Here is a 22,485-nt window from a genome sequence, read left to right as displayed (position 1 = left end):
ACAAAGGATAAAGGACAAATGACAAAGGACTCTTAAATTATTTTCCCAGTTCTTGCGATCGCTCTGTGGCAGCTTTGACTGCTTCAATTAAAGCGGAACGAAATCCTGCCTGTTCTAGCTTCGCAATCCCCGCAATGGTTGTACCGCCGGGACTGGTAACGCGATCTTTGAGTTCTGCTGGGTGCATTTTGGTTTCCTGCAACAGTTTTGCTGTTCCCAGTACGGTTTGCAAGGCTAGTTGATTGGCAATTACTCTAGGTAAACCTGCGGCTACTCCGCCATCTGCAAGTGCTTCTACCATGAGCGCCACGTAAGCGGGACCGCTACCAGATAGCCCTGTAACTGCATCCATCAGCGCTTCTGAAACTTCCACGACTTCACCCACGGCAGAAAAAACTTGCTGTGCTATTTGGTGATGCAAGGCATTGGTATATGCACCTAAACAAATCGCGGTAACTCCTGCTCCCACTGTTGCCGGGGTGTTGGGCATTGCTCTAATCACTGGCAATTGCACAAATGCAGCTTCTAGCTGACTTAAGGGCACACCCGCCAAAATAGAAATGATTAGAGGTGAATGTTCTCTATTAAGAATATCAATATCTGCTAATTCTTGAGCGATCGCGCTAAATACCTGCGGTTTCACCGCCAAAAATAGAACTTCTTTTGCTTCGGTGAAAACCTGGCTATTATCTGTCGTTACAGCAACACCGTATTGCTGCTTTAAAATATCTAGGCGTGAAGATAGTGGTTCGCTAACTATGACTTCTGATGATTGATAAATTCCACGCGTGATAAGGCGGGATAAGAGCGCTTCTCCCATTACCCCACCACCAATTAGGCCAAATTTTATAGTCATTAGTCATTAGTCATTGGTCATTAGTCATTAGTCGTTTGTCATTTGTCACCATGAGCAAAACTCAGGACAAATGACAAAGGACAAAGGACTAAATACTAATTTAACTTTATTGTGCCATCCGGTTAGTTTCGTTGCCCCAGGTTTGATTTGGAGTACCTGTTGTCGGACGAGAGGGACGTACTGGTGGTTGTGGTACTTCATGAAGAACGCCACCTTGGGTGCTAACTTGGACACAACTTGGTGTAAACAAAAAGATGCTCTCACCGATGCGCTCTTGATGTCCATCTAGTGCGTAAGTACCACCTGCAACAAAATCTACTGCTCGTTGAGCTTGATCTGGGTCCATGATTGTCAGATTTAATACCACTGACTTGCGTTCGCGCAACGCTTGAATTGCCTGGGGCATTTCTTCAAAGGTGCGTGGTTCGAGTACTAAAACTTCCGAAATTCCGTTAATTGCTCCTGGCATACCAATCACATTCCCCATTGGCTTTGAACCTGCTGTCATATCATCTCCCATTGTAGGCACTGGTTCCCGCCAGCGTCGATTTTGAGCGGCTGGACTCTCTTGTGGTGCTGGCTGGGGATTTTCTTGCTGATACAGATTTTGGTAATTATTATTATCTGTTTCTGGTTCTTCTTCGTAATACTCGTATTCCACTTGCTCATTTAGACCCACAAAGTCTCTGAGTTTGGAAAATATGTTGTTCATGGTGCGTGTACTCTCCTGATGCGAATTGCCTGCATTGACTTGGCTGAGGATTAGATTGAGTTAAGAGCGATGCCTACGGCGGTATACGCTACATCAATGGATACTTCAGCAACTTTATTGCTAGTTGTAGCCTATATTACGAGTTTTGGCGATGAACTGACACTTATTGGAAAGGTCTGTGCATCGCCTAAACATAATAATGAGTAAAGATTATATCCTAAGGTTTATCCGAAGGAAACTTCTTTATACCCCATTTTCTCTTGGCGATTACTCTTGTCAATACTATATCCTTTGTTTCCGATTGCACCAGTCTGTTAGAAAATTCTTGTCATCAAATCTTTAGCTTCTATTAATACCCAAGAGTAAAGCTGATGATTAATCGGCTAATAGCGATCGCCAAACAATATGGTTCCTAATCGTACCATCGTTGCGCCTGCTTGCACTGCCACTTCGTAGTCGCCTGACATACCCATAGATAGGTGCTGCATTTTAATATGCGACCAGTTTTGCTCCTGGATTTCTTTGGCTAGCTCACGATTGCGATTAAACACACTGAGAATTTCGGAATCTTTTAATCCTGATGGCGGGATTGTCATCAAACCTTGAATTTGTAAACTTTTGTATTGATTGAGTGTGGGTAAATCAGCCAAAAGTTCTGGCACACTCCAACCAGACTTGTTGGGGTCGGGGAGAATTTTCACTTGCAGGCAAACCTGGGGACTGACTCCTAGCTGTTGCGCCAATTGGTCTAAGCGCTGTGCCAGCTTCAAATTATCCACGGAGTGAATCCAAGGGAAATGCTCGATGGCTTTTTTGGCTTTATTGCTTTGCAAATGTCCAATAAAGTGCCAGGTAATATCCGGTAAGTCTTGCAACTCGGCTTGTTTGCTGGCAGCTTCTTGGATACGACTTTCCCCGAAATCACGAATTCCTGCGTTGTATGCATACCGAATAGCCTGGACAGAAACTTGCTTGCTTACAGCAATCAATTTGACTGACGTTGGTAGTGAGGAACGAATGGAAAGAATACGTTCAGAAATCGAACTGTTCATTGGAAGGTGCGCTGGAAAACACTCTGAAGCTGATCGTACTCCTGAGAATGCCCACTGCGCCGCAGGGTACGTAAGCGATTTTCCAACATCATTCTCGCCTCAGTACGTCCTAGAGACTGGAATTTAACACCTTTAACATCATTTGCCACCAAAAAAAATAAGCGCTGGGCATAAAGTGTGGTGAACAAATCCTGGTTCTCATCAACCATACAGATTTTGTAGAGTAAACCCCAAGTTGGATGGTTTATGTAAGTTTCTGCGTTTTCTGGATTCATTTAAGAGTCAAGGTGTAGTCAAAGTGGAAGTATATATATCTTTTCGCAGTGAATTCCAAACATTCAGACGATAATACCAACATTCGCCAGAATATTTGGTTAAAATGCGAAGCTGCGGTTACGAAGACCTTGATCTAGTTCCTAATGAGCAGATGAAGCTAGTGGTAGTGAAGCGCAATAGTACAACGAAGCCGCGAAGCGTAGATTCAAAGAGTAGAGGCTGTTTGACAAATATCACCATCTGCTTTGGTGACTTCAATTTAGTAATCTGTAGGGACAAGGCACAAAAGATTGCCGATCCTCTGGTTGAAAGTTTGACGTGGCAAGGAAAAACACCCTTTGAAATTCCCAACGGCAACGGCGAATTTTTCAACTTCTTTCCATACTGCCACAACTGTCGCCCAATGGCACAAAATTGGGTACTGGAAAGAAAACTACCATTTTTGCAAAAGGTCTATTGATTATCCAGTATTTTCAGTGGTGGAATTGGTGTCTGAGCATTGTGCAGAGATTCATAAGGGTACTCGGTCAAAAATCTTAAGATTAGTTTGTAGTGTTCGCGTAACGCTGGTTATTATCTAAAATCTACAAGAAATGCTAGGGGATCAATTTTATGGCTGGGTAGCTACTCAAATTACGCTACTATAGCCGTAGTCACACAGATTAGGACAGTGTTGATTGCTCAAAGTCTTGAAAAAACTGGATTTTTACTCAGCACTCAGCACTCAGCACTTAGCTATATATTGTTACCTATAGCTCAATACTCGGTTAAGGCAAGACGCGATGAATCGCCGTCTCTACAATAATTAGTCTTTGGTAGAGACGGCGATTTAATGTTTTACTTCTGACTCCTGAATTCTGCTGTATTACCTCTTACCATTTTTTCGGTGCAAAATTACGCCTGAGTTCCTATAGCTAGTCGTATTCCCCAGAATAAGATTAAAGTTGCGATCGCCAGCCAGTCACGCCCTTTTAATCGTAAATCGTGCCACTGGACTCGATGCTCATTGGGACTGGTAAAACCCCGCACCATCATGGCATTTGCCATTTGGTCGGCTCGTAAGAGGAGATTTTCTAAAAGTCTCTCTGCGACTGTCATCCAAACCTTGAATGTTCCTTTTAATCCTAGCTTTTTCCAATTAATTGCCCTTGTCATTACGGAGCGAAATAAGTTTTGTACTTCTTCTAAAACCAAGGGAATGAAGCGCAAGGACAAGGTTAAAGTTAAAGCAATTTCTGTGACAGGCAACTTGAAGCGTCGCAAGGGTTGCATTAAGCTTTCTATACCAGATGTGATTTCTTCTGGTGCGGTTGTCAGCAGATACAGGTTGGTGCTGTAAATGACGGTAAATATAAGTGTACTCAGGCGTACTGCCAAACTCAATGAGTAGCGAGTTACTTTAACCGGGCCTTTGTGAAATAGTACGTAGCTGTATGCTTTTTTCTTGGCTGGTGGCTCTTTAATATTATTAGAGTTTGCTTGCTGGGTTAAGATTTGTTCATTAGCTGGCAGGCGTGACTGATAATCTACACCCAATCCATCAGGACTGATGGCTGCGATCGCTAGCACAAAAAACGATAGCATTAATAGCCAACCCATTTGCTGCTGCCATACGCGTCGAGGAATTCTCGCAATCAAGGTGGCAACGATTAATATTACCACCAGCAGCACCCGCCAATTGTTGTTGGCTAAAACATAGCTTGTTAAAAAGCTCATCAACCAGGCGAACTTGACTCGCGGATCGATTTTATGCAGCCAAGTTTGGGGTTGTTCTAAATAAAGTCCAAGTGGCAGCGATCGCAATAAATCCATTTTAGAGTTACGAGTGAGAAATGAAGAGTTAGGAGTTTTGACTTTAACTCATAACTTTTACCTTGTGCCGCTATCAAACTCAAGTCGATAGGGTTCTGTAGTTAGCAATTTTGGCTTTAACTCATAACTCTTGTACAGACACGATTCATCACGTCTTTCCTAACAGACGCAATTAATCGCATCTCTATTTGTACAGACGCGATTCATCGCGTCTCTATTCTTAACTTATTTTGACGCGAGTTGCTCTATTAACATTACCACTTTCGGCATCACGGACTTTCTTGCTCCGCCACAGTAAAATAATTGGCGTGCCTTTAAATCCTAGTTGTTGCCGGAATTGGCGTTCAATATAGCGTCGATAGTTGTCGTTGAAGCGTTTCGAGTCGTTGACAAATAGTGCGATCGTTGGTGGTTGGCTACTTACTTGTGTACCATAATAAATCTTCCCTTGACGCCCACCACGGGATGCCGGCGGTGAATGCCAACTCACGGCATCTGTTAAGACTTCGTTAATCACTGATGTGCTGACACGGCGTTTGTGTGATTCAGCCGCAGTTTTCACCAATTCTAAAATCTTTTCGACCCTTTGTCCTGATAAGGCACTCACAAAAATTGTTTCTGCCCATTCGGTAAAATGTAACCGCGATTGCAGAGTTTTTTCGTAGTCGTAGATTGTGTAAGAGTCTTTTTCGACAGCATCCCACTTATTAACGACGATGATGCAAGCTCGACCATCTTCGATAATCCGCCCAGCTAATTTTTGGTCTTGCTCGGTGACTCCATCTAAAGCATCTATTACTAATAAAACCACGTCCGCGCGACGAATCGCTTTAAAAGCCCGGTTAATACTAAAGAATTCTGTGCCGTATTCGATGTGTTTCTTTTTGCGAATGCCGGCGGTATCAATCAAGCGATAGGTTTGTCCGGCTCGTTCAATGACGGTATCAATAGCATCACGGGTAGTGCCGGAAATAGGGCTGACAATTGCCCTTTCTTCCCCGACAAAAGCATTGAGTAAGCTCGATTTGCCCACATTTGGGCGTCCCACAATTGCTACTTTGATTTCATTCGTTTCTGGAATGTCTTCAATAGCAGGGATGTGATTAACTAACTCGTCGAGTAATTCTCCTGTGCCACTGCCATGAATCGCGGAGATGGGATAAGGTTCGCCCAATCCCAATTCCCAAAATTCGGCAGCTTGCATTAAGCCTTGTTCTGGGGATTCACATTTATTTACAGCTAGTAAGACAGGTACGGGTTGTTGGCGCATCCATTCGGCGATTTCTAAATCTGCCGATGTGGGGCCTGTTTGACCATCGACAACAAAAATAGCGCCACACGCTTCTGCAAGGGCTGTCATTGCCTGTTGGCGAATCAGTGGTAAAAATTCGGTATCATCGTTAAAAACTAAACCACCAGTGTCTACCACTAAAAATTCACGATCATTCCAGAAAGCTGGTAGATAAGTGCGATCGCGTGTCACTCCCGGTTCATCATGGACAATCGCCGTTTGTTCCCCGGCGAGTCGATTAACCAGGGTGGATTTGCCCACATTTGGGCGTCCGATAATTGCAACAATTGGCAGTGCCATAAAACCAGGGTAAGTGAGAGACGTAGTATATCACGTACTTACATTTTACTCGCTTTAAACTTGAAGTTTTAATAATTTCCCAATCATCTGAGGCGATGTCAAAGAAACCTCTCCCTGGTTTTACTACGTAAAACCGTCCCTCTCCGATTCGGAGAGGGAAAGACTTGAACTAAAGTTCAAGGCAGGGAGAGGTTATTGAACTCACGTTAATTTGAAAAATAAAAAAGGTAGGAAGTCCTACCTTTTACCCAAAAAAAGCATTTTGTAACCAAATACCAAATTCAATATCACACACGCTTTTGACGTATCTATTGCAAACCTATGACGAGGGTGTGACGTTTAATTTGTAGCTGATTTCGCGATTACTCCCAGTTGCAATCCAGGCGGATAGCTACCTTCTTCCTTGATGCGCTTAATTTCAGCATCGGTTATCTGCAAATTTAATTTTTGTACCAGCGATCGCACAATATCTCCCCGGTCAATTACACCAGCTACGGCACCAGCAGGAGAAAGGACGGTAATTCTCGGTAACTGCTCATTTTCTAGCTTCTTAATTACCTCAGCGATCAATGTTGATTCTGCAACGGTAGGTATTTCTGTCAGGGGATGCACTATGCTGTGTAAAGTTTTGGTTTCCCATTCACTCCTTTGGGTTAAACGGAAATCGTCAATGGAAACTAGACCCCGGTAACGTCCATCAGAAGCGGCAAAATAAACTTGTGAGGGAGTGGTTTCTAAGAGGTATAAATCGGCAAAGGAACGCAATGTCTGGTCAGCATCAATTACGCGAAAGTCACGAGTCATCGCATCGGCTGCCACCACCTTGAGTAGACTTTCTTGCAACGTAGTCATATTGTCATAGGTGTTAGCGTTGCGGACAGCAAACCAACCCAACAGCGCAATCCACAAACCAAGTACTAACTCTCTGGTGACGAAATCTACAACAAATCCGAAAGCGATCGCAGCATAACCCAATATCTGCCCAGACTTTGCAGCCAAGTGTACAGCTTGAAAACGATTACCTGTGATTTGCCATAGTGCTGCTTTTAACACTTGCCCCCCATCTAGAGGTAAGCCAGGAATCAGGTTAAATAGAGCCACCACTAAGTTAATTCTCGCCAAATCTCCGACCATCACACTGAGGGGATTAGTATCAGGTATCACAAAAGCTGCCAAGCGGAGCAGGACAAATAAAATGATACTCACCAAAGGGCCAGCGATCGCAACTTGAAAGGCTTTGAAAGGAGTTTTAGATTCTTCTTCAATGGCAGCAATTCCGCCAAACATAAATAAGGTAATTGAATTAACTCTAATACCTTGCGATCGAGCGACCAAGCTATGACCCAACTCATGTAACAACACCGAACCAAATAGCAGCAGTGCCATAACTATCCCAGCACTCCAAGCTACAACAGACCCCCATTCCTGATAAGCTACCCCAAAATTCAGGGTTGCCAACCCTAAAATCACAAACCATAACGGGTCTAAAAACAGGGGAATTCCAAATAATGACCCAATTTTCCAATTTGTTTGCATTACACTGCCCTAAAACTAGATATCGCCAGTAATTCCTATACTGCAATATTTACGTATATACTTATACATATACTTCTGAGCATCAACTCGGTAGTGCCGATTTACGAAATGCTCTTATTTCTAGAATAGACAATTAATGGTTGTAAGCAAAATTCTAGAATTGGGAATTGGGCATGAGGCATAAGAGGCAGGGAAGCGGAGGGAGAGGGAGAGAAGGGAAAGACTCACTGCAACTTCTCCTCGGTAACAGAGCGTAGCCGTTGGCGTGGCCACTGAGCCTAGTCGAAGTGCAGCCTCTCGTAGAGAAGTGCTGCTCCCCTCCTCCCCTGCTCCCTACTTCCCCTGCCCAAAATCGGTTTTAGAAGTTTTGCATTGATAGCGGGGTTACAAGTAACACCTCTGTCATCACAAAACTATAGACGGCCAATGTTAGTCAATCCTAAAACGATGCCAACGCCGATAATATGACCAAAAGCCATCGCTGCAACGAATGTTGGAATACTAATCGGCAGGATGGGGAACTTGGGACCAACTAAGGGTTTTTCAATCCTAGTACTTAGTAAAACTATTACTAAGCTGCTGATGCTGATGATGATTCCTACTGTGGGATTCCACGCGGGTGTTGGGGGAACAGTTGCCTGGGCTGCTAGTAAAATAGATGAAATCAAGCTTTTGTCTCCTAAAATGTAGACCTACAAGATTATAAAATTACCAAGGCACAAAAGTTTTTCAGATAATTTAGAATTTGTTGATATTATTTTAAATTTGTTAAATTTATATGCGTGTTAAGATTTGCGGCATTACTCAACCACAGCAGTCTATAGCGATCGCCTCTCTAGGCGCAACGGCACTAGGATTTATTTGTGTGCCAAACTCACCTCGTTACGTGACTACATCCCAAATTCGGGCAGCAGTGGCAGAACTCCCGACAAATATTGACACAATTGGGGTTTTTGCCAATTTTACTATCGCTGAAATCAGCCAGATAGTTGCTGATTCTGGATTGACAGGTGTGCAGTTACACGGAGATGAATCACTAGATTTTTGCTACCAATTGCGTCAAGCTTTACCCAGTATTGAAATTATTAAAGCACTGAGAATTCGTAGTCTTGAGCATCTTGACACAGCACATAATTACACAAAATACGTCGATACTTTGCTACTTGACGCTTACCATCCGCAACAACTGGGTGGTACAGGCAAAACTTTAGATTGGACGATGCTAGAGCAATTTAACCCCAATTGTCCTTGGCTTTTAGCAGGGGGACTAACAGCCGATAATATTGTGGAAGCCCTAAATCAGGTTAATCCTAGCGGCGTTGATTTATCTAGTGGTGTGGAACGGACACCAGGAGATAAGGATTTAGATAAAGTAGCACTGCTATTTCACAGTCTCAAGAACATTAGACCTCTTGCAAAAATAGTTTTGCAAGAGGGGGGAAAGGGTAAAGGTTAAAGGGAAAGGGAAAGGGTAATTCTATCGCCGCTTTCCCCTTTACCCCTTATATCATGTCCGGTTAAAGACTTATCATTAAGACCGCAGAGGGGCAGAGGGCAGGGGTTTTTGGGTTTTCTGCATAGATTTGGAAATTATAACTAATTAGCCGGACATGATATTACCCCTTACCCCACTTCTGCAAGAAGTCTATTGAGTTACTTAGAAGTTAGGAGTCATCAGTTGTGAATTAACTCCTAACTCCTAACTCAGCACTCAGCACTCAGCACTCAGCACTCAGCATTCAGCACTCAGCACTCAAAAAAATGCTGGTTGATGGCGAATTAAGTTAAAAAATTCTTCGCGGGTTTTGTGTTCTTCTTGGAACGCACCAACCATTGCGCTAGTGACAGTCCAAGAACCTGGTTTCTGGACGCCACGCATTACCATGCACATGTGGCTAGCTTCCATCACCACAGCAACGCCTTGAGGTTCTAGAATGGTCTGGATTGCTTCGGCAATTTGACGAGTTAACCTCTCTTGTACTTGTAAGCGACGGGAATACATCTCAACAATGCGGGCCAGTTTACTCAGTCCGACAACTTTTTGGTTAGGAATATAAGCAACGTGCGCTCTACCCATAAATGGCAGCATGTGGTGTTCGCACAGACTAAAGAAGTTAATGTCTCTAACAAGTACCATCTCGCTATGCCCTTCATCGAAGATGGCATCGTTAACGAGTTCTTCAAGAGATTGGGTGTAGCCACTGGTAAGAAATCGCATTGCCTCGGCCACTCGCTTGGGTGTTTTGAGGAGTCCTTCGCGTTCGGGGTCTTCGCCAACTCCCAATATTAGTGTCCGCACGGCGTCCTTCATTTCCTCCATCTGTTCCTCTTTTGGCGGGAATACATCCGGTTGTCGCCCGTTATGAGTATTGCGATCGGGTCTAGGAGTTATGGCTTCTGCCAAATCGGGAATCAGAGGTGATTGAGAGCAATTGGAACCGTTGGAACTAGCAATAGTCATGATTCAGTCTTGATTATGGTTTAGTCATTAGTTATTAGTCATTGGTCATTGGTCATTGGTCATTTGCAAAAGACAAAGGACAAAGGACGAAGGACTAATTAGAGTGCGCCAGCACTGGGCATCAAGGTCAATTCATCAATCACTGCCTGTTGTGGTAACAGAACTGTGTAGAGAATTGACTGAGCTACAATTTCCGGGGTTAACATTTTAGAACGGTCTAAGTTGATATGGACTGTTTCTGTATCCCAAAGTTCGGTATTGACTGCGCCGGGACAAATAGCTGTGACACGAATGCCGTGAATGCGTTCTTCTTGTGCCAGGGTTTGAGAGAGGGCTATCAAACCAGCTTTGCTGACGCTGTATGCTCCCCAACCAGGAAAGGGTTGCTTGGCGGAAATTGAGGCGACGTTGATAATTGTGCCTGTGCCTTGATCGCGCATTGAAGGTAAAATCCCCACAATGCACTGAAACACACTGGTGAGATTCAAATCAATTACCTGCTGCCAGCCCTCTAGGGGGATTTCGCTCAAAGCACCTGTATAAGCGATGCCAGCATTGTTTACTAGAATGTTTATATCACCAAAGTCAAGAGCAATCGCTTGGATCTTTTCTTTGACTTCAGAGATCCGCGCTAAATCTACAGCGTAAGCTTTCGCTTCCACTCCAGTATGCTCTACGGCTTCTCTTACCGCCTCCAATTTATCCAAAGAACGGCTGACTAAGGCAACATCTATTCCCGCTTTCGCAAAGGCTAAAGCCGTTGCTTTCCCAATTCCACTACTTGCCCCAGTAATCAGGGCGCGTCGTTTTTGCTCAACACTCATGGTGTCTCCCAATTTTTTGGCAGTTCCCAAAGCCTATTAACATCCAATTATTCACACTTGTCGGTTTGGATAGATTAAAGGAATCTAAAAATCTGATGATTTTCATTAAGTAACTGTTATTATGCAGTGCAATAGTGGGCATATTTTGGGTTTTACCAATGAAGACAACAAATCATCGCCTGGAAAACCACGCCGTACACTCAAATTAGATTAATTGATAACACAAAACCCACTCAATCAAATTGAGTAGATTTGCCAAACATACAAATGCCTATGGCTAGATTGTTAAAAATCTTTAAGCACATAGGCAATTATAGCATTGCTGCTTTACTAATAAATCATTATGCAGTGCCGTTAGTGGGCAACTTCTGTAAAAACACCAATTTTGCGGAATTTTTCATAGCGCAGTTGGCGGCGTTCTGGAGCAGTTAAACGATTGAGTTCGTCTAAGTTCTCCATCAGCACTTGCTTGAGAGTGGTAGCGGCTTTTAACGGGTCGGAATGAGCGCCACCAGTAGGTTCAGGCAGTATTTGGTCGATAATTCCCAACTTTTTCAGGTCGTGGGAAATAATTTTCAGAGCCACGGCGGCTTGGGGAGCTTTACCAGCATCTTTCCACAAAATTGCAGCGCAGGCTTCGGGGGTGGCGACAGTATAAACTGAGTGTTCAAACATGAGTAGGCGATCGCCTACACCAATACCGAGTGCGCCACCGGAACCACCTTCACCGATGACTGTGCAGATAATTGGCACATCTAAGCAAAACATTTCCCGTAAGTTGTAAGCGATCGCTTCTCCTTGACCTTGGTGTTCTGCTTCTACCCCAGACCAAGCTCCCGGTGTGTCGATAAAAGTTAGTATCGGCATACTAAACTTGTTGGCGTGTTCCATCAACCGCATAGCTTTGCGATAGCCACCAGGGTAAGGCATTCCAAAGTTACGGGCAATATTGTCTTTAGTATCGCGTCCTTTTTGATGACCCAACATCACCACAGGTTGTCCACTCAGACGACCAACACCACCAACTAAAGCCGGATCGTCACCACCACAGCGATCGCCATGCAATTCCATCCATTCATCACTAATTGCCTGAATGTAATCGAGAGTACTGGGGCGACGAGGATGACGAGCGACTTGTAATCGCTGGGACGGGGATAGACTAGTGAAAATTTCCTCACGTAGTTGCATGGCTCGTGCTTCTAGTTGACGAATTTGACCAGAAACATCAACGCCATTTTCTTCTGCAAGTTGCCGAATTTGATCGATTCGGGTTGCGAGTTCTGCTAGGGGCTTTTCAAAATCTAACAGTAGCGGTTTACGCTCGGTAGTTGCCATCGTAGGGGTTACAAGTACGAGTTATAAGTTATCTATCCTTTGTTCTTTGTCTTTTGTCAGTTGTCCTTTGTCCTTTGTGCAAATAACAAATGACTAATGACCAATGACTAATGACCAATGACTAAACCAGCAGCGGTCTAAATCCATGTTTCACTGATACCTTACCAATCTGCTCCATTTTGTCTACGGTAATCTGATTCCGTCCCCACGAAAAGTTCGTGTATAACTTCTCAAATTCCAACAGCATTGATTCGGCAAAACAAGCAAACAACTGGCGGGCTGGCACGTCCATATTGACGATTTTCATAATTTTCCAGTCAATATCCAGGGAATGCTCTACGATCCCACCATTTAACACAAATACACCAGGATGCTGAACTTTTGTTGCTAAGTTTTTAGGATAGCCGCCATCAATCAATAAACAGGGTTGTTTCAAAGTCGTCGGGTCAATTTCCACGCCTCTAGGCATACTAGCAACCCAAACTACAACGTCAGCTTCAGGCAGTGCTTCTGTCAAACCCATGATTTTTCCTCGCCCCAGTTCACCTTGCAGTTCTTTGAGGCGTTCTTGATCGCGGGCGATTAACAAAAGTTCTTTGACATCTGTTTTCGCATCTAGCCAGCGAGTAACTGCACTACCAATATCCCCAGTTGCCCCACAGATAGCAACAGTCGCTTTTGATAGATCGATTCCCAGTTGTTTTGAGGCTTCTTCTACCTGCTTACAAATAATGTAGGCAGTATGTGTGTTTCCTGTAGTGAAGCGTTCAAACTCTAGTTTAATGTTGCGGACTTGGCTAAACTGGTCTAACTTAAAGTTTTCAAAAATAATCGAGGAAAATCCGCCTAAAGCTGTAATGTTAATGCCATGCTTTTGTGCATGAGCCATCGCGTTGAGGATTTTGCGCGTCGCAGCTTTGATGCGACGGCTAGCTAGCATTTCCGGCAAGAAGCAAGATTCTACATACCGTCCTTCAATTTTTTGCCCAGTTACACTGGTGACAATAATGCTATCGACAATTTGCGGTGGTGCGCTGCACCAAAAGTCTAGCCCTTGATCGGCATATTCTGGGTATCCCAATTCTTTAGCTACCGATTGAGCGTGTTCTAAACTAGTCAGATGTCCAATTAGACCAAACATGTAGTGATTATTAGGCTTGTGCTGTCTTGAGACGTGGAATTTAGTAGAGTTAGGAGTTAGGAGTTAGGAGTTCTGAGTTCTGAGTTCTGAGTTCTGAATTTAAACTACTCAGCACTCAGCACTCGTTACTCAGCACTTTGTTAGGCGGCGATGAGTCCGTAGGCTGACAAGCGCATGATATCGCGAGTCGTGAAGCCTATGTTACTTAATGCTTCACCGTATTGAATCATAAAGTCTTCTACCAAAGCATCTTTTTCCATTGCCATTGTGTGGGCATCACCCTCTACTTGGTTAAGCATTTTCCAGACGATGGGTAGGTTCTGGCGATTTGCAAGTTCAAGTTCAGCTTTGGATTCTGTGAAGTGTTCTTTCAACCAAACTTCTCCAAAGTTGAGGTGGCTGTATTCTTCTTTAACTACTCCCTCCGTGATTTTGCGGGCAAAGGCGTCGGCGACGGGGATGTAAATGTTATATGCTGCGATCGCAAAACATTCGATAATCAAAGACTGAATCAACAGACAAGTGACGACCTTCCCGGACGCTGCTGCTGTTTGGAAATTCTGGTGTAGTCCAGAGAAAAATTCCTTAGCAAATTGCAAATCTGGGGTAACTTCCAAATTGCGTCCGCAAGCTTCAAATCCTTTCTTGTGTCGGCTTTCCATTTTGGAGAGACGAATCAATTCATCATGAGATTCCGGCAGCAGTTCGGCTAATGTGATGTAATTTTCATGGGCTTCTTGTTCCCCTTCAATCACGATCGCATTAATCCGGCTATAAGCATCTTTGTATGTTTCGCTCTTGAAATCTAATTCTTTAAATTGGTCTGCAAGCTGCTGCATGGTTATGTTTACTCCCGTAAAACTGAATTATTTGACACCAGAATTCGATTTACCCTATGAACTGAGGGTAACAATCATTGTGGTTTAATTTAACTTAACAAGTAGACTATGTTTATAGATTAATGGTTGCTGGGGGCAATGCTCTAGTACTAGCGAAATAAATGCTTTGCAGCTCAAGTTATGTCTAAACCAAACCTGAATGTGAAATCTGGTGATTTTTTGAGCCTAGTAGTCTTACTGCTAGGGGCATTTATCGTTCTACTACCGCTGTTTGTGGTCTTTCTCACCTCCTTTGCACCGACATCCGCCAGCCCAGAAAATTTGTTCAAAAATAACTGGTCTTTAGCAAATTACCGCGTAGCATGGCAACAGGGAAAATTTTTGCTGGCGTTTGCTAATTCTACCTTGGTAGCGATCGCTGTGACGGCGTTTCAGATTGTCACTTCTGCTTTGGCTGGTTACGCCCTAGCACGGTTGAAGTTTCGGGGACGCCAAGCACTGCTATTAGTCGTTTTAGCAACTTTAGTGATTCCCTTTCAGTTATTGGTGATTCCCATCTTTTTGGTGTTGAAGTGGGGACACCTGATAAATACATACTGGGCGCTGATTTTACCCACTGCGGTTAGCGGATATGGGATTTTCTTATTACGTCAGTATTTCCAGACAATTCCTGTAGAGTTAGAGGAAGCCGCAGCGATAGATGGGGCGAACCGACTACAAATTTTGTGGCGGGTGATGTTACCTTTAGCTCGCCCGGCCTTGCTAACGCTGTTTTTGTTCACCTTCATCGGTGAGTGGAATGATTTATTTAAGCCTCTAGTATTTACGACAAGACCAGAATTAAGGACTGTGCAACTAGCGTTGGCTGAGTTTCAGGAGCAATTTACGAATAATTGGCCCTTGATGATGGCAGCAGTGACAATAGCCACAATTCCAGTGATGGTATTATTTCTCATCGGTCAGCGTCAATTTCTTCAGGGTATTGCTGCGACAGGGATTAAGAATTAGTGGGGAAGGCGGTAAGTAAAAGCCCGATTTAGTTACTAGACGAGATGCTCGCTCGACAAGAAATAATTTGAATTGGTATTAGTTAAAAATAGCTGTAAAGAAAATCTCGCAGGAAAATTATGAACTTTTATGACACTGAGCGTAATCATTGCTAACTAAACTGAAGCAATAATTATACACCTCCCGTCAGGAACGAAAACACTCATGAGTTCTCAACAAGTCATAGATCCTCAAATATTACAGCAGTTACAAGAAGAAATTCAGCAGAAAATGGATCAAAGCCTAGAAAATGCTGACTTACATTCAGTGCTTGAAAAGTACGGCTTATTAGAATATAGAGTCCTGAGAATTCATTGGCAATGTAATCTCGACCCCAATCAACTCAAATCTGATGATGCAGTTGATGAACAGCAACCCAATGCATTATTACCAGTAACTCCAACAGCTTCAATACCAGAAATTGTGTTGGTGAAAAAAGCATTGTGTATCCCTTGCCCATCAACTGGTAGCCCTTTAGGCTGTTACTGCTAAATAATTTAATCTTCGGACTGGAAAGAGTTTATTCTAGTGAATGTAAAAATACTAAGCTTTGCATTTATGTAGTAGTTAGGTTACAGAGATAACATCAGCGTACTAACACCACTATTTAGCAAAAATAGTATTTTAATAAACTCTGATGTTTTGAGCGCCAGTTTTTCATGTCTCAAAATCGAAGCAGTTGCCACTGGAAGTTAGGAATAGTGAGTACTTTAGTAATTGCTAGAGTGCTCATTTTTGCTGAGAGTTTTGCTCTAGCTCAAATTCAAAAAGATGCCACACTTGGATCTGAAAGTTCAATCATTACACCAGAGCTAATCGATGGTCAGCCTATAGACCAGATTGATGGTGGAGCAGTTCGTGGTACAACCTTGCTCCATAGCTTTGAAAAATTTTCTATCTCTGCGGGAAGGACAGCCCATTTCAACAATGCAATCAATATTCAGAACATCATCAGTCGGGTGACAGGCAATTCTGTTTCTAATATAGATGGCATTCTCAAAGCTAACGGTGCAGCCAACGTATTTTTGATTAATCCTAACGGCATTGTTTTTGGGCCCAATGCTTCTTTAAATATTGGCGGTTCATTTGTGGCGAGTACGGCGAGTAGTTTGAACTTTGCTGATGGTACAAGCTTTAGTGCTACATCACCTCAAACTACACCTCTACTCACAGAAAGTGTTCCTATAGGTTTACAATTTGGAACAAATGCGGCGCCCATCCGCAATCAATCCCAAGCAAGTCCCAATAATGCAATTAATACCTTCGGACAAGGTGTTGGTCTACAGGTGCAGCAAGGCAAAACCCTAGCACTGATAGCTGGTGATATAACCCTAGAGGGCGGAAATTTAACAGCAAGTGGGGGAAGAATTGAGTTAGGAAGCTTTGCTGGCAATAGTTTGGTCAGTCTGAATTCAACGAATCAAGGTTGGGCATTAGGATATGAGGGTGTTCAAAATTTTCAGAACATTCAACTAACCCAGCAAAGTCAGATTCCATCTACTGTAGATACCAGTGGCAAAGGTGGCGGTAATATCCACGTGCAAGGACAGCGCGTACTGGTAACTGACGGTTCACAAATTTTGGCTCTGACTCTGGGAGCGCAACCAGGAGGAAATTTGACAGTGAACGCTTCCGAGTCTGTAGAACTTGGACTAAATGCGTTCTTGTCTACTGGAACTTTCGACACTGGAAACTCTGCAAATATAAATATCACTACCAGAAAGTTGATTGTCAAAGATGGAGCGCAAGTCTTAATGTTCAATGTTGGTTCGGGATTGGCCGGACAATTGACCATCAACGCCTCAGATTCCGTAGAACTAATTGCAGGTATCCCCATTTCTCCTTTGCCAGATGGTAGTGATTTAATATCGAGTGGATTATTTAGTGCAACTTTTGGCGCTCAAAATGCTGGCAACATAATAATTAATACTGGAAAGTTACGTATCGAGGGAGGGGCAGCAATATCAACAAGTTCTGAGGGTATACTTGGGCGTTTTTCTAATCAATTTATACCAGCTATAGGAAATGGAGGAGATTTGACAGTGAACGCCTCTGAGTCCGTAGAATTAATGGGAACCTCAGCAAATGGTTCTAGGCTCAGTAGCTTGTTTGCTGGCACTCAAGGGCCTGGAAATGGCGGCAACTTGACCCTAACTACAGAGCGATTGACGATCAAAGATGGGGCGGCAATAACTGTGAGCAGTGAAGCTCGAAAGGGTGTCAACTATCAAGGGGGTGTACCCAATTTAGGTCTAGCAGGCAAACTCAATATAAGCGCTCGTTCCATCCTGCTGGATAAAGGAAAACTCACATCTGATAGTGAGTCAGGTAAGGGCGGTGACATTGCGGTACAGGTGCGGGACTTATTACTGATGCGTCGCAACAGTCAAATCTCTACTAATGCCGGAGGTGATAAAACTGGCGGTAATATCGCCATCAATGTACCTAATGGCTTTCTCGTCGCCACTCCCTTCGAAAATAGCGATATTACCGCCAACGCCAACTTTGGTTTTGGTGGTAAAATCGCGATCGCCGCTAAGAATAGCTTTGGGTTTGTGTCACGCACCCGTGCAGAGGTGGAGAGGCTCGACCCAAAAGATATAAACCCAAATAACGTACCAACAAGTGACATCACTGCATTTTCTCAACAAAACCCTTCATTAAGTGGCACTGTACAAATCAACTCGCCAGATGCTGACCCCAGTAAAGGATTAGTGGAACTACCTGTCAATCTGGTTGATGCTTCACAGCAAATTGCTGCTGGTTGTAGTTCTGGTGGAGAAATAGGAAGAAGTTCATTTGTTACTACAGGGCGTGGAGGAATACAAGCCGATCCTACAGAGCCATTGATAGCTGATGATGCGGTGCTAGCAGATTGGATCGCACTCCCTCCAGAGAGTCAGAATCGGGCTGAGGGTATTCAGAAAAGAGCCGTTGCTCAGGCGCAGGGAAACACAGAAGAAAAATCACAGAAAGTAAATTCTGTCAATGAGCCTACTCAAATTGTAGAAGCCCAAGGCTGGATTCTAGATGCTAAAGGGAACGTGGTTCTGGTGGCTCAAGTACCTACTGCATCGCCTCATAACTCCTCGCTCGTCGCTACATCTTGCGGTGCTAATTAAAAATTCAGATTTTCGTAACTTTTGTTGGTGCGTTGGCGTAGGCCGTCGTAGACATCACTATCTTTGCAATGAACTTTATTATGAGCGATCGCCCTTTCCACTAAATCAGTGCGTTGGCGTAGATCGTCGTAGATATCGCTTCTTTGCAATGAACTTTATATAAGCGATCGCCCTAATAAAGCTTCTGAGTTTATCCAAACCGTAAGCAGAGTGTGACACTTGAGGAGATATCAATTATTCCATCCTCTTGAGCGATCAATGGTCAGTAGCCAGATTCATCAATCCTTTAAAGAAATCCGGCAGAAATATATGAAGTTTTATTACACAGTGCGTAATTATTACTAGTCAAGTTGAAGTCATAATTATCGGAGTTCACAAGAGCGTTAAAAACCTAATGCTTTCGTACCACTCTAGCCTTTGTATTCTTAATTCATTCGTTGCCAAACTGTACTAATCGAACTCATGTTAATTTAGTACATCACAAAATAGTTTTACACATTTACCAGTCTCCAAGGAGAGCAAAATTTATGAATTCTCAAAACACACAACAGTTAACAGAGGATATTCAAAAGGAAATTAGTCAGAGCTTGAATAATTCTGAATCTAGTAGTGCAAGCAAAAATGATGGTATATCAGAAGATAATTATAATAATTTGCAAAGTCATATAGACCTTAATAAAACTGAATTGAATTATCCTAATGGAAAGAAGGATGTTCAGGATTTTGCCGAAGGAATTCTACATATAAAGAAGGAACTAAATGACTGCGTGATCGATGCCAATGGTCGCAGGAAATGTCATTAGTGGTTAGCCTTAAGAGCTAATTTATAAATGAAAGTAAAGTCTTTATCTCGTAAGGGTTTCAGGAATTTGAGCCAATAAAGCGTTTCTTCTCTGAAAGTTTTGCCTAGCAATGAATTGGGTTTGCTTAAGATTTGATTTACGAATCAGCTCTAATATAGGAGTCCGATTTGATTTATGAACTTAATCATGTAGGCAATAGGCAAAAGGCACTCTTCTAAAAGGGTTATAGAAGATTAAACTGTACGGAATTTTGTTCAACAATCAAATAGGATTCCTATATAAATCATATGATTTTAAGCACTTCTTTATTCCCCCTAATCCCCCTTAAAAAACAGGGCTGTTTCATTCCATTTCAAACCGTATTAGTTTTACTTTTTGAACTTCATCGCTCATCTATGACATAGAAAAAGTATTTGCCAAAAAGCCAGGGTTTTTGCCGGATAAATAAAACCGAGTTCCTGTTTTTGGATAAAGTCGAGCTTAGAAGGGGTACAAAAATATTGTGCCCCTACCCCATATTGTTTGCAAATGATAAACGCTATAAAAGTTGATAAAGAGCGAAACGCAGATTACCGATTCTATTGCGATGTAGTCTAATTATCGCACTCCGTTAATACAGGTTGAACGTCACTATTGTGAGCAATTAATATTTTTTTAAAGCGGTACAATATCAAGTATGAGTAATCTGTGGGTCTGGTTTAAAAGTCTAGGATTTGCAGTATGTGGTGCAATAGCTTTCTGCGGTAACTCTGCTATTGCACAAATTACCCCGGATGGTACTTTACCTACTAATTCTCAGGTTACATCAGACGGTAATATGACAAATATTGAAGGTGGAACCAGAGCAGGAAACAATCTGTTCCACAGTTTTGAGCAATTTTCTGTACCTCCAGGGATTACGGCTTACTTTAAAAATCCTGGAGATATTCAAAACTTTATTAGCCGGGTAACAGGTAACTCTATTTCTAAGATTGAGGGCATTCTGAGAGCAGACGGCACAGCTAACGTATTTCTAATTAATCCCAATGGGATTATTTTTGGTGAAAATGCTTCTTTACAAATTAGCGGTTCATTTGTAGCAAGTACCGCAAGTAGTTTGAACTTTGCTGATGGTACAAAGTTTAGTGCCACAGATCCCCGAACTACACCTCTGCTAACAGTAAGTGTACCCATTGGCTTACAATTCGGAGCAACTGCGGCTCCCATCCGCAATCAATCTCGATATCCAAATCAGGATAACCCTGTTGGTCTACAAGTGCAGCCAGATAAAACCTTGGCACTTGTAGGCGGCGACATAACTCTGGAGGGCGGAAATTTAACTGCAACATCTGGACGAATTGAGCTAGGAAGTGTCGCTGCTAATAGTTTGGTTAGTCTGAATCCAACGGTTCAAGGTTGGGTTTTGGGATATGAAGGTGTGCAGAATTTCCAGAATATTAAACTAATGCCGCGAACTGTTAACGGTTCTGATATTCCATCTCAGGTAAATGCTAATAACAAAGATAGTAGTGGAGGCAACATCCAGGTGCAGGGTAATACCGTTAAACTAATAGGTTATGGTGTTGAGTTAAAAACTCAGGCTACAGGTGTCGCAGATGGCGGAGACTTAACGATTAATGCTACGAACTTAATTGTTCAGGATGGCGCAGCCGTATCCACTGCTACTATAGGTGAGGGAAATGGGGGAAAGTTAACCGTGAACGCATCTGATCTTGTGGAGGTGATTGGTAGTTCTCCTGAACCAGGCAGTGATTATATTGTACCTAGTCAATTGTTCAGTTCAACCGCCGTTGCCGGAAAGGCGGGTGAACTTAGCATTAACACTAAGAGGTTACGTATACAAAATGGGGGACAGGTATCAACAGACTCTATTGGATTCTTGGGTGAGAACTCACAATCCATACCAGGTAAAGGGGCAGGAGGAGATTTGATTGTGAACGCTTCCGAGTCTATTGAACTAATTGGAACCTCAATAAGCAATTTTAATGTTACTAGCGGCTTGTTTGCTTTAACTAATACTTCTGGAGATGCCGGAAAAGTAATAATTAACACAGGAAAATTGATTATCCAAGATCGGGCTGAATTAACAGTGAGTAGTCAAAAAAACTCAGGTTACACTTACCCAGATGGATATATTCTAGGTAAAGCAGGTGATGTAGATGTAATCGCTGGCTCCATACTTCTGGACAACCAAGGAAAACTCACATCTAATAGTGAGTCAGGTCAGGGCGGTAATATTATGCTAAAGGTGCGGGACTTATTACTCATGCGCCGCAATAGTGAAATCTCTACTAATGCAGCAGCTAAGGGAGATGGAGGTCAAATCACCATCAATGCACCAAATGGCTTCGTTGTAGCCACTCCCTTCGGAAATAACGATATCACCGCCAACGCCAACTTTGGTTCTGGTGGTAAAATCACAATCACCGCTAAGAACATCTTTGGGTTTGTGCCGCGCAGCCGTACAGACCTAGAAAGGCTGTTAAACACTAAAGATCCAGAGCAACTAAAACCAAGTAACCTTCCAACCAGCGATATCACGGCGTTTTCTCAGCAAGACCCTTCATTAAATGGCACAGTACGAATCAACTCACCGGATGCTGACCCAAGTAAAGGATTAGTAGAATTACCCGTAAATCTGGTTGATGCTTCGCAGCAAATAGCTGCTAGTTGTAGTTCTGGTGGAAAAATAGCAAGAAATTCATTTATTACCACTGGACGTGGAGGACTAGTAGCCGATCCTACGCAGCCATTGATAGCTGATGATGCGGTACTGGCAGATTGGATCACACTCAAGCCAGAGAGTCAGAATCGTGCTGGCAGTATTCTGAAAAGAGCCGTTGTTCAGGCGCAGAGAAACACAGAAAAAAAATCACAGAAAGTAAATTATGTCAATGAACCTACTCAAATTGTAGAAGCCCAAGGCTGGATTATAGATGCCAATGGGAACGTAGTTCTGGTTGCTCAAGTACCCACGACAACGCCCCATAACTCCTCGCTCACCGCTCCATCTTGCGCTGATCATTAAAATTTGAGATATGGCGATATTTCGTAACTTCGCGGTCAAGTGCGATCGCT

At 43.1% G+C, this 22,485-nt stretch carries 22 protein-coding genes; 8 read left to right on the top strand and 14 right to left on the bottom strand.

What is annotated here, in order from left to right; all coding sequences use genetic code 11:
- Positions 1–37: 37 nt before the first annotated feature.
- Both proC and RMY16_RS07575 read right to left on the bottom strand, forming a co-directional pair.
- On the bottom strand, positions 38–856 hold the full coding sequence (gene proC / locus RMY16_RS07580) for a pyrroline-5-carboxylate reductase (RefSeq protein WP_322735859.1): 819 nt from the start codon (positions 854–856) through the stop codon (positions 38–40).
- Positions 857–962: 106 nt separating this feature from the next.
- Entirely contained in the window at positions 963–1,568 is a 606-nt protein-coding gene (locus RMY16_RS07575; protein ID WP_322659462.1) for a cell division protein SepF, read from the bottom strand.
- A gap of 69 nt (positions 1,569–1,637) precedes the next feature.
- Here RMY16_RS07575 and RMY16_RS07570 point away from each other — a divergent pair, with 69 nt between their 5' ends.
- Positions 1,638–1,775: a hypothetical protein gene (locus RMY16_RS07570; RefSeq protein WP_322735858.1), complete on the top strand. Its 138-nt coding sequence runs from the start codon at positions 1,638–1,640 to the stop codon at positions 1,773–1,775.
- Between the two features lie 176 nt (positions 1,776–1,951).
- On the opposite strand, the gene RMY16_RS07565 is transcribed toward RMY16_RS07570, so the two are convergent.
- On the bottom strand, positions 1,952–2,620 hold the full coding sequence (locus RMY16_RS07565; RefSeq protein ID WP_322735856.1) for a YggS family pyridoxal phosphate-dependent enzyme: 669 nt from the start codon (positions 2,618–2,620) through the stop codon (positions 1,952–1,954).
- A complete protein-coding gene (gene pipX / locus RMY16_RS07560) occupies positions 2,617–2,895 on the bottom strand; it encodes a transcriptional coactivator PipX (protein ID WP_069068710.1) in 279 nt (92 codons plus the stop codon). Before pipX ends, RMY16_RS07565 begins: the two co-directional genes overlap by 4 nt.
- Before the next feature lie 104 nt (positions 2,896–2,999).
- On the opposite strand from pipX, the gene RMY16_RS07555 reads away from it, so the two are divergent.
- The gene (locus RMY16_RS07555) at positions 3,000–3,356 is read left to right on the top strand and encodes a hypothetical protein (protein WP_322735855.1); all 357 of its coding nucleotides are present in this window, start codon (positions 3,000–3,002) and stop codon (positions 3,354–3,356) included.
- 434 nt (positions 3,357–3,790) lie between these two features.
- On the opposite strand, the gene RMY16_RS07550 is transcribed toward RMY16_RS07555, so the two are convergent.
- The 4 genes from RMY16_RS07550 to psaK all read right to left on the bottom strand — a co-directional run bounded on the left by RMY16_RS07550 (position 3,791) and on the right by psaK (position 8,503).
- Positions 3,791–4,708, bottom strand: a complete 918-nt coding sequence (locus RMY16_RS07550) for an energy-coupling factor transporter transmembrane protein EcfT (RefSeq protein WP_322735854.1) — start codon at positions 4,706–4,708, stop codon at positions 3,791–3,793.
- Between the two features lie 220 nt (positions 4,709–4,928).
- Positions 4,929–6,299, bottom strand: coding sequence for a ribosome biogenesis GTPase Der (gene der / locus RMY16_RS07545; RefSeq protein WP_322659470.1), 1,371 nt, complete (start codon positions 6,297–6,299; stop codon positions 4,929–4,931).
- Between the two features lie 339 nt (positions 6,300–6,638).
- On the bottom strand, positions 6,639–7,835 hold the full coding sequence (locus RMY16_RS07540) for a site-2 protease family protein (RefSeq protein ID WP_322735853.1): 1,197 nt from the start codon (positions 7,833–7,835) through the stop codon (positions 6,639–6,641).
- 413 nt (positions 7,836–8,248) lie between these two features.
- Positions 8,249–8,503, bottom strand: coding sequence for a photosystem I reaction center subunit PsaK (gene psaK / locus RMY16_RS07535; RefSeq protein ID WP_322735852.1), 255 nt, complete (start codon positions 8,501–8,503; stop codon positions 8,249–8,251).
- A 110-nt stretch (positions 8,504–8,613) separates the two neighbouring features.
- On the opposite strand from psaK, the gene RMY16_RS07530 reads away from it, so the two are divergent.
- Positions 8,614–9,291, top strand: coding sequence for a phosphoribosylanthranilate isomerase (locus RMY16_RS07530; RefSeq protein ID WP_322659476.1), 678 nt, complete (start codon positions 8,614–8,616; stop codon positions 9,289–9,291).
- Positions 9,292–9,588: 297 nt separating this feature from the next.
- Here RMY16_RS07530 and folE read toward each other — a convergent pair whose 3' ends face one another.
- The 5 genes from folE to RMY16_RS07505 form a co-directional block, all read right to left on the bottom strand.
- Complete coding sequence (gene folE, locus RMY16_RS07525) at positions 9,589–10,296, bottom strand: GTP cyclohydrolase I FolE (RefSeq protein ID WP_322735851.1); 708 nt, start codon at positions 10,294–10,296, stop codon at positions 9,589–9,591.
- Positions 10,297–10,394: 98 nt separating this feature from the next.
- Positions 10,395–11,120 (bottom strand): SDR family oxidoreductase, encoded by a 726-nt coding sequence (locus tag RMY16_RS07520; RefSeq protein WP_322735850.1) that lies wholly within the window; start codon positions 11,118–11,120, stop codon positions 10,395–10,397.
- Positions 11,121–11,474: 354 nt separating this feature from the next.
- Complete coding sequence (locus tag RMY16_RS07515; RefSeq protein WP_094349744.1) at positions 11,475–12,455, bottom strand: acetyl-CoA carboxylase carboxyltransferase subunit alpha; 981 nt, start codon at positions 12,453–12,455, stop codon at positions 11,475–11,477.
- 121 nt (positions 12,456–12,576) lie between these two features.
- Positions 12,577–13,596 carry a long-chain acyl-[acyl-carrier-protein] reductase gene (locus tag RMY16_RS07510; protein WP_322659482.1) on the bottom strand — a complete coding sequence of 340 codons (1,020 nt, stop codon included), beginning with the start codon at positions 13,594–13,596 and terminating at the stop codon, positions 12,577–12,579.
- Between the two features lie 140 nt (positions 13,597–13,736).
- Positions 13,737–14,435, bottom strand: a complete 699-nt coding sequence (locus tag RMY16_RS07505; RefSeq protein WP_322659484.1) for an aldehyde oxygenase (deformylating) — start codon at positions 14,433–14,435, stop codon at positions 13,737–13,739.
- Between the two features lie 180 nt (positions 14,436–14,615).
- On the opposite strand from RMY16_RS07505, the gene RMY16_RS07500 reads away from it, so the two are divergent.
- The 3 genes from RMY16_RS07500 (at position 14,616) to RMY16_RS07490 (ending at position 18,604) form a co-directional block, all read left to right on the top strand.
- Entirely contained in the window at positions 14,616–15,443 is an 828-nt protein-coding gene (locus tag RMY16_RS07500; protein WP_322735849.1) for a carbohydrate ABC transporter permease, read from the top strand.
- Positions 15,444–15,647: 204 nt separating this feature from the next.
- The gene (locus tag RMY16_RS07495) at positions 15,648–15,974 is read left to right on the top strand and encodes a hypothetical protein (RefSeq protein WP_322735848.1); all 327 of its coding nucleotides are present in this window, start codon (positions 15,648–15,650) and stop codon (positions 15,972–15,974) included.
- 167 nt (positions 15,975–16,141) lie between these two features.
- Entirely contained in the window at positions 16,142–18,604 is a 2,463-nt protein-coding gene (locus RMY16_RS07490) for a filamentous hemagglutinin N-terminal domain-containing protein (protein ID WP_322735847.1), read from the top strand.
- Here RMY16_RS07490 and RMY16_RS07485 read toward each other — a convergent pair.
- The gene (locus tag RMY16_RS07485) at positions 18,601–18,753 is read right to left on the bottom strand and encodes a hypothetical protein (RefSeq protein WP_322735846.1); all 153 of its coding nucleotides are present in this window, start codon (positions 18,751–18,753) and stop codon (positions 18,601–18,603) included. The two genes, RMY16_RS07490 and RMY16_RS07485, sit on opposite strands and share 4 nt — an antisense overlap.
- A gap of 378 nt (positions 18,754–19,131) precedes the next feature.
- Here RMY16_RS07485 and RMY16_RS07480 point away from each other — a divergent pair, with 378 nt between their 5' ends.
- Both RMY16_RS07480 and RMY16_RS07475 read left to right on the top strand, forming a co-directional pair.
- Positions 19,132–19,407 (top strand): hypothetical protein, encoded by a 276-nt coding sequence (locus RMY16_RS07480; protein ID WP_322735845.1) that lies wholly within the window; start codon positions 19,132–19,134, stop codon positions 19,405–19,407.
- A gap of 676 nt (positions 19,408–20,083) precedes the next feature.
- Positions 20,084–22,435, top strand: coding sequence for a filamentous hemagglutinin N-terminal domain-containing protein (locus tag RMY16_RS07475; protein ID WP_322735844.1), 2,352 nt, complete (start codon positions 20,084–20,086; stop codon positions 22,433–22,435).
- Positions 22,436–22,485: the final 50 nt, after the last annotated feature.

Source organism: Nostoc sp. DedQUE12b, assembly GCF_034530835.1.
Lineage (GTDB): Bacteria > Cyanobacteriota > Cyanobacteriia > Cyanobacteriales > Nostocaceae > Nostoc.
This window is presented reverse-complemented; position numbering and strand designations above follow the sequence as displayed.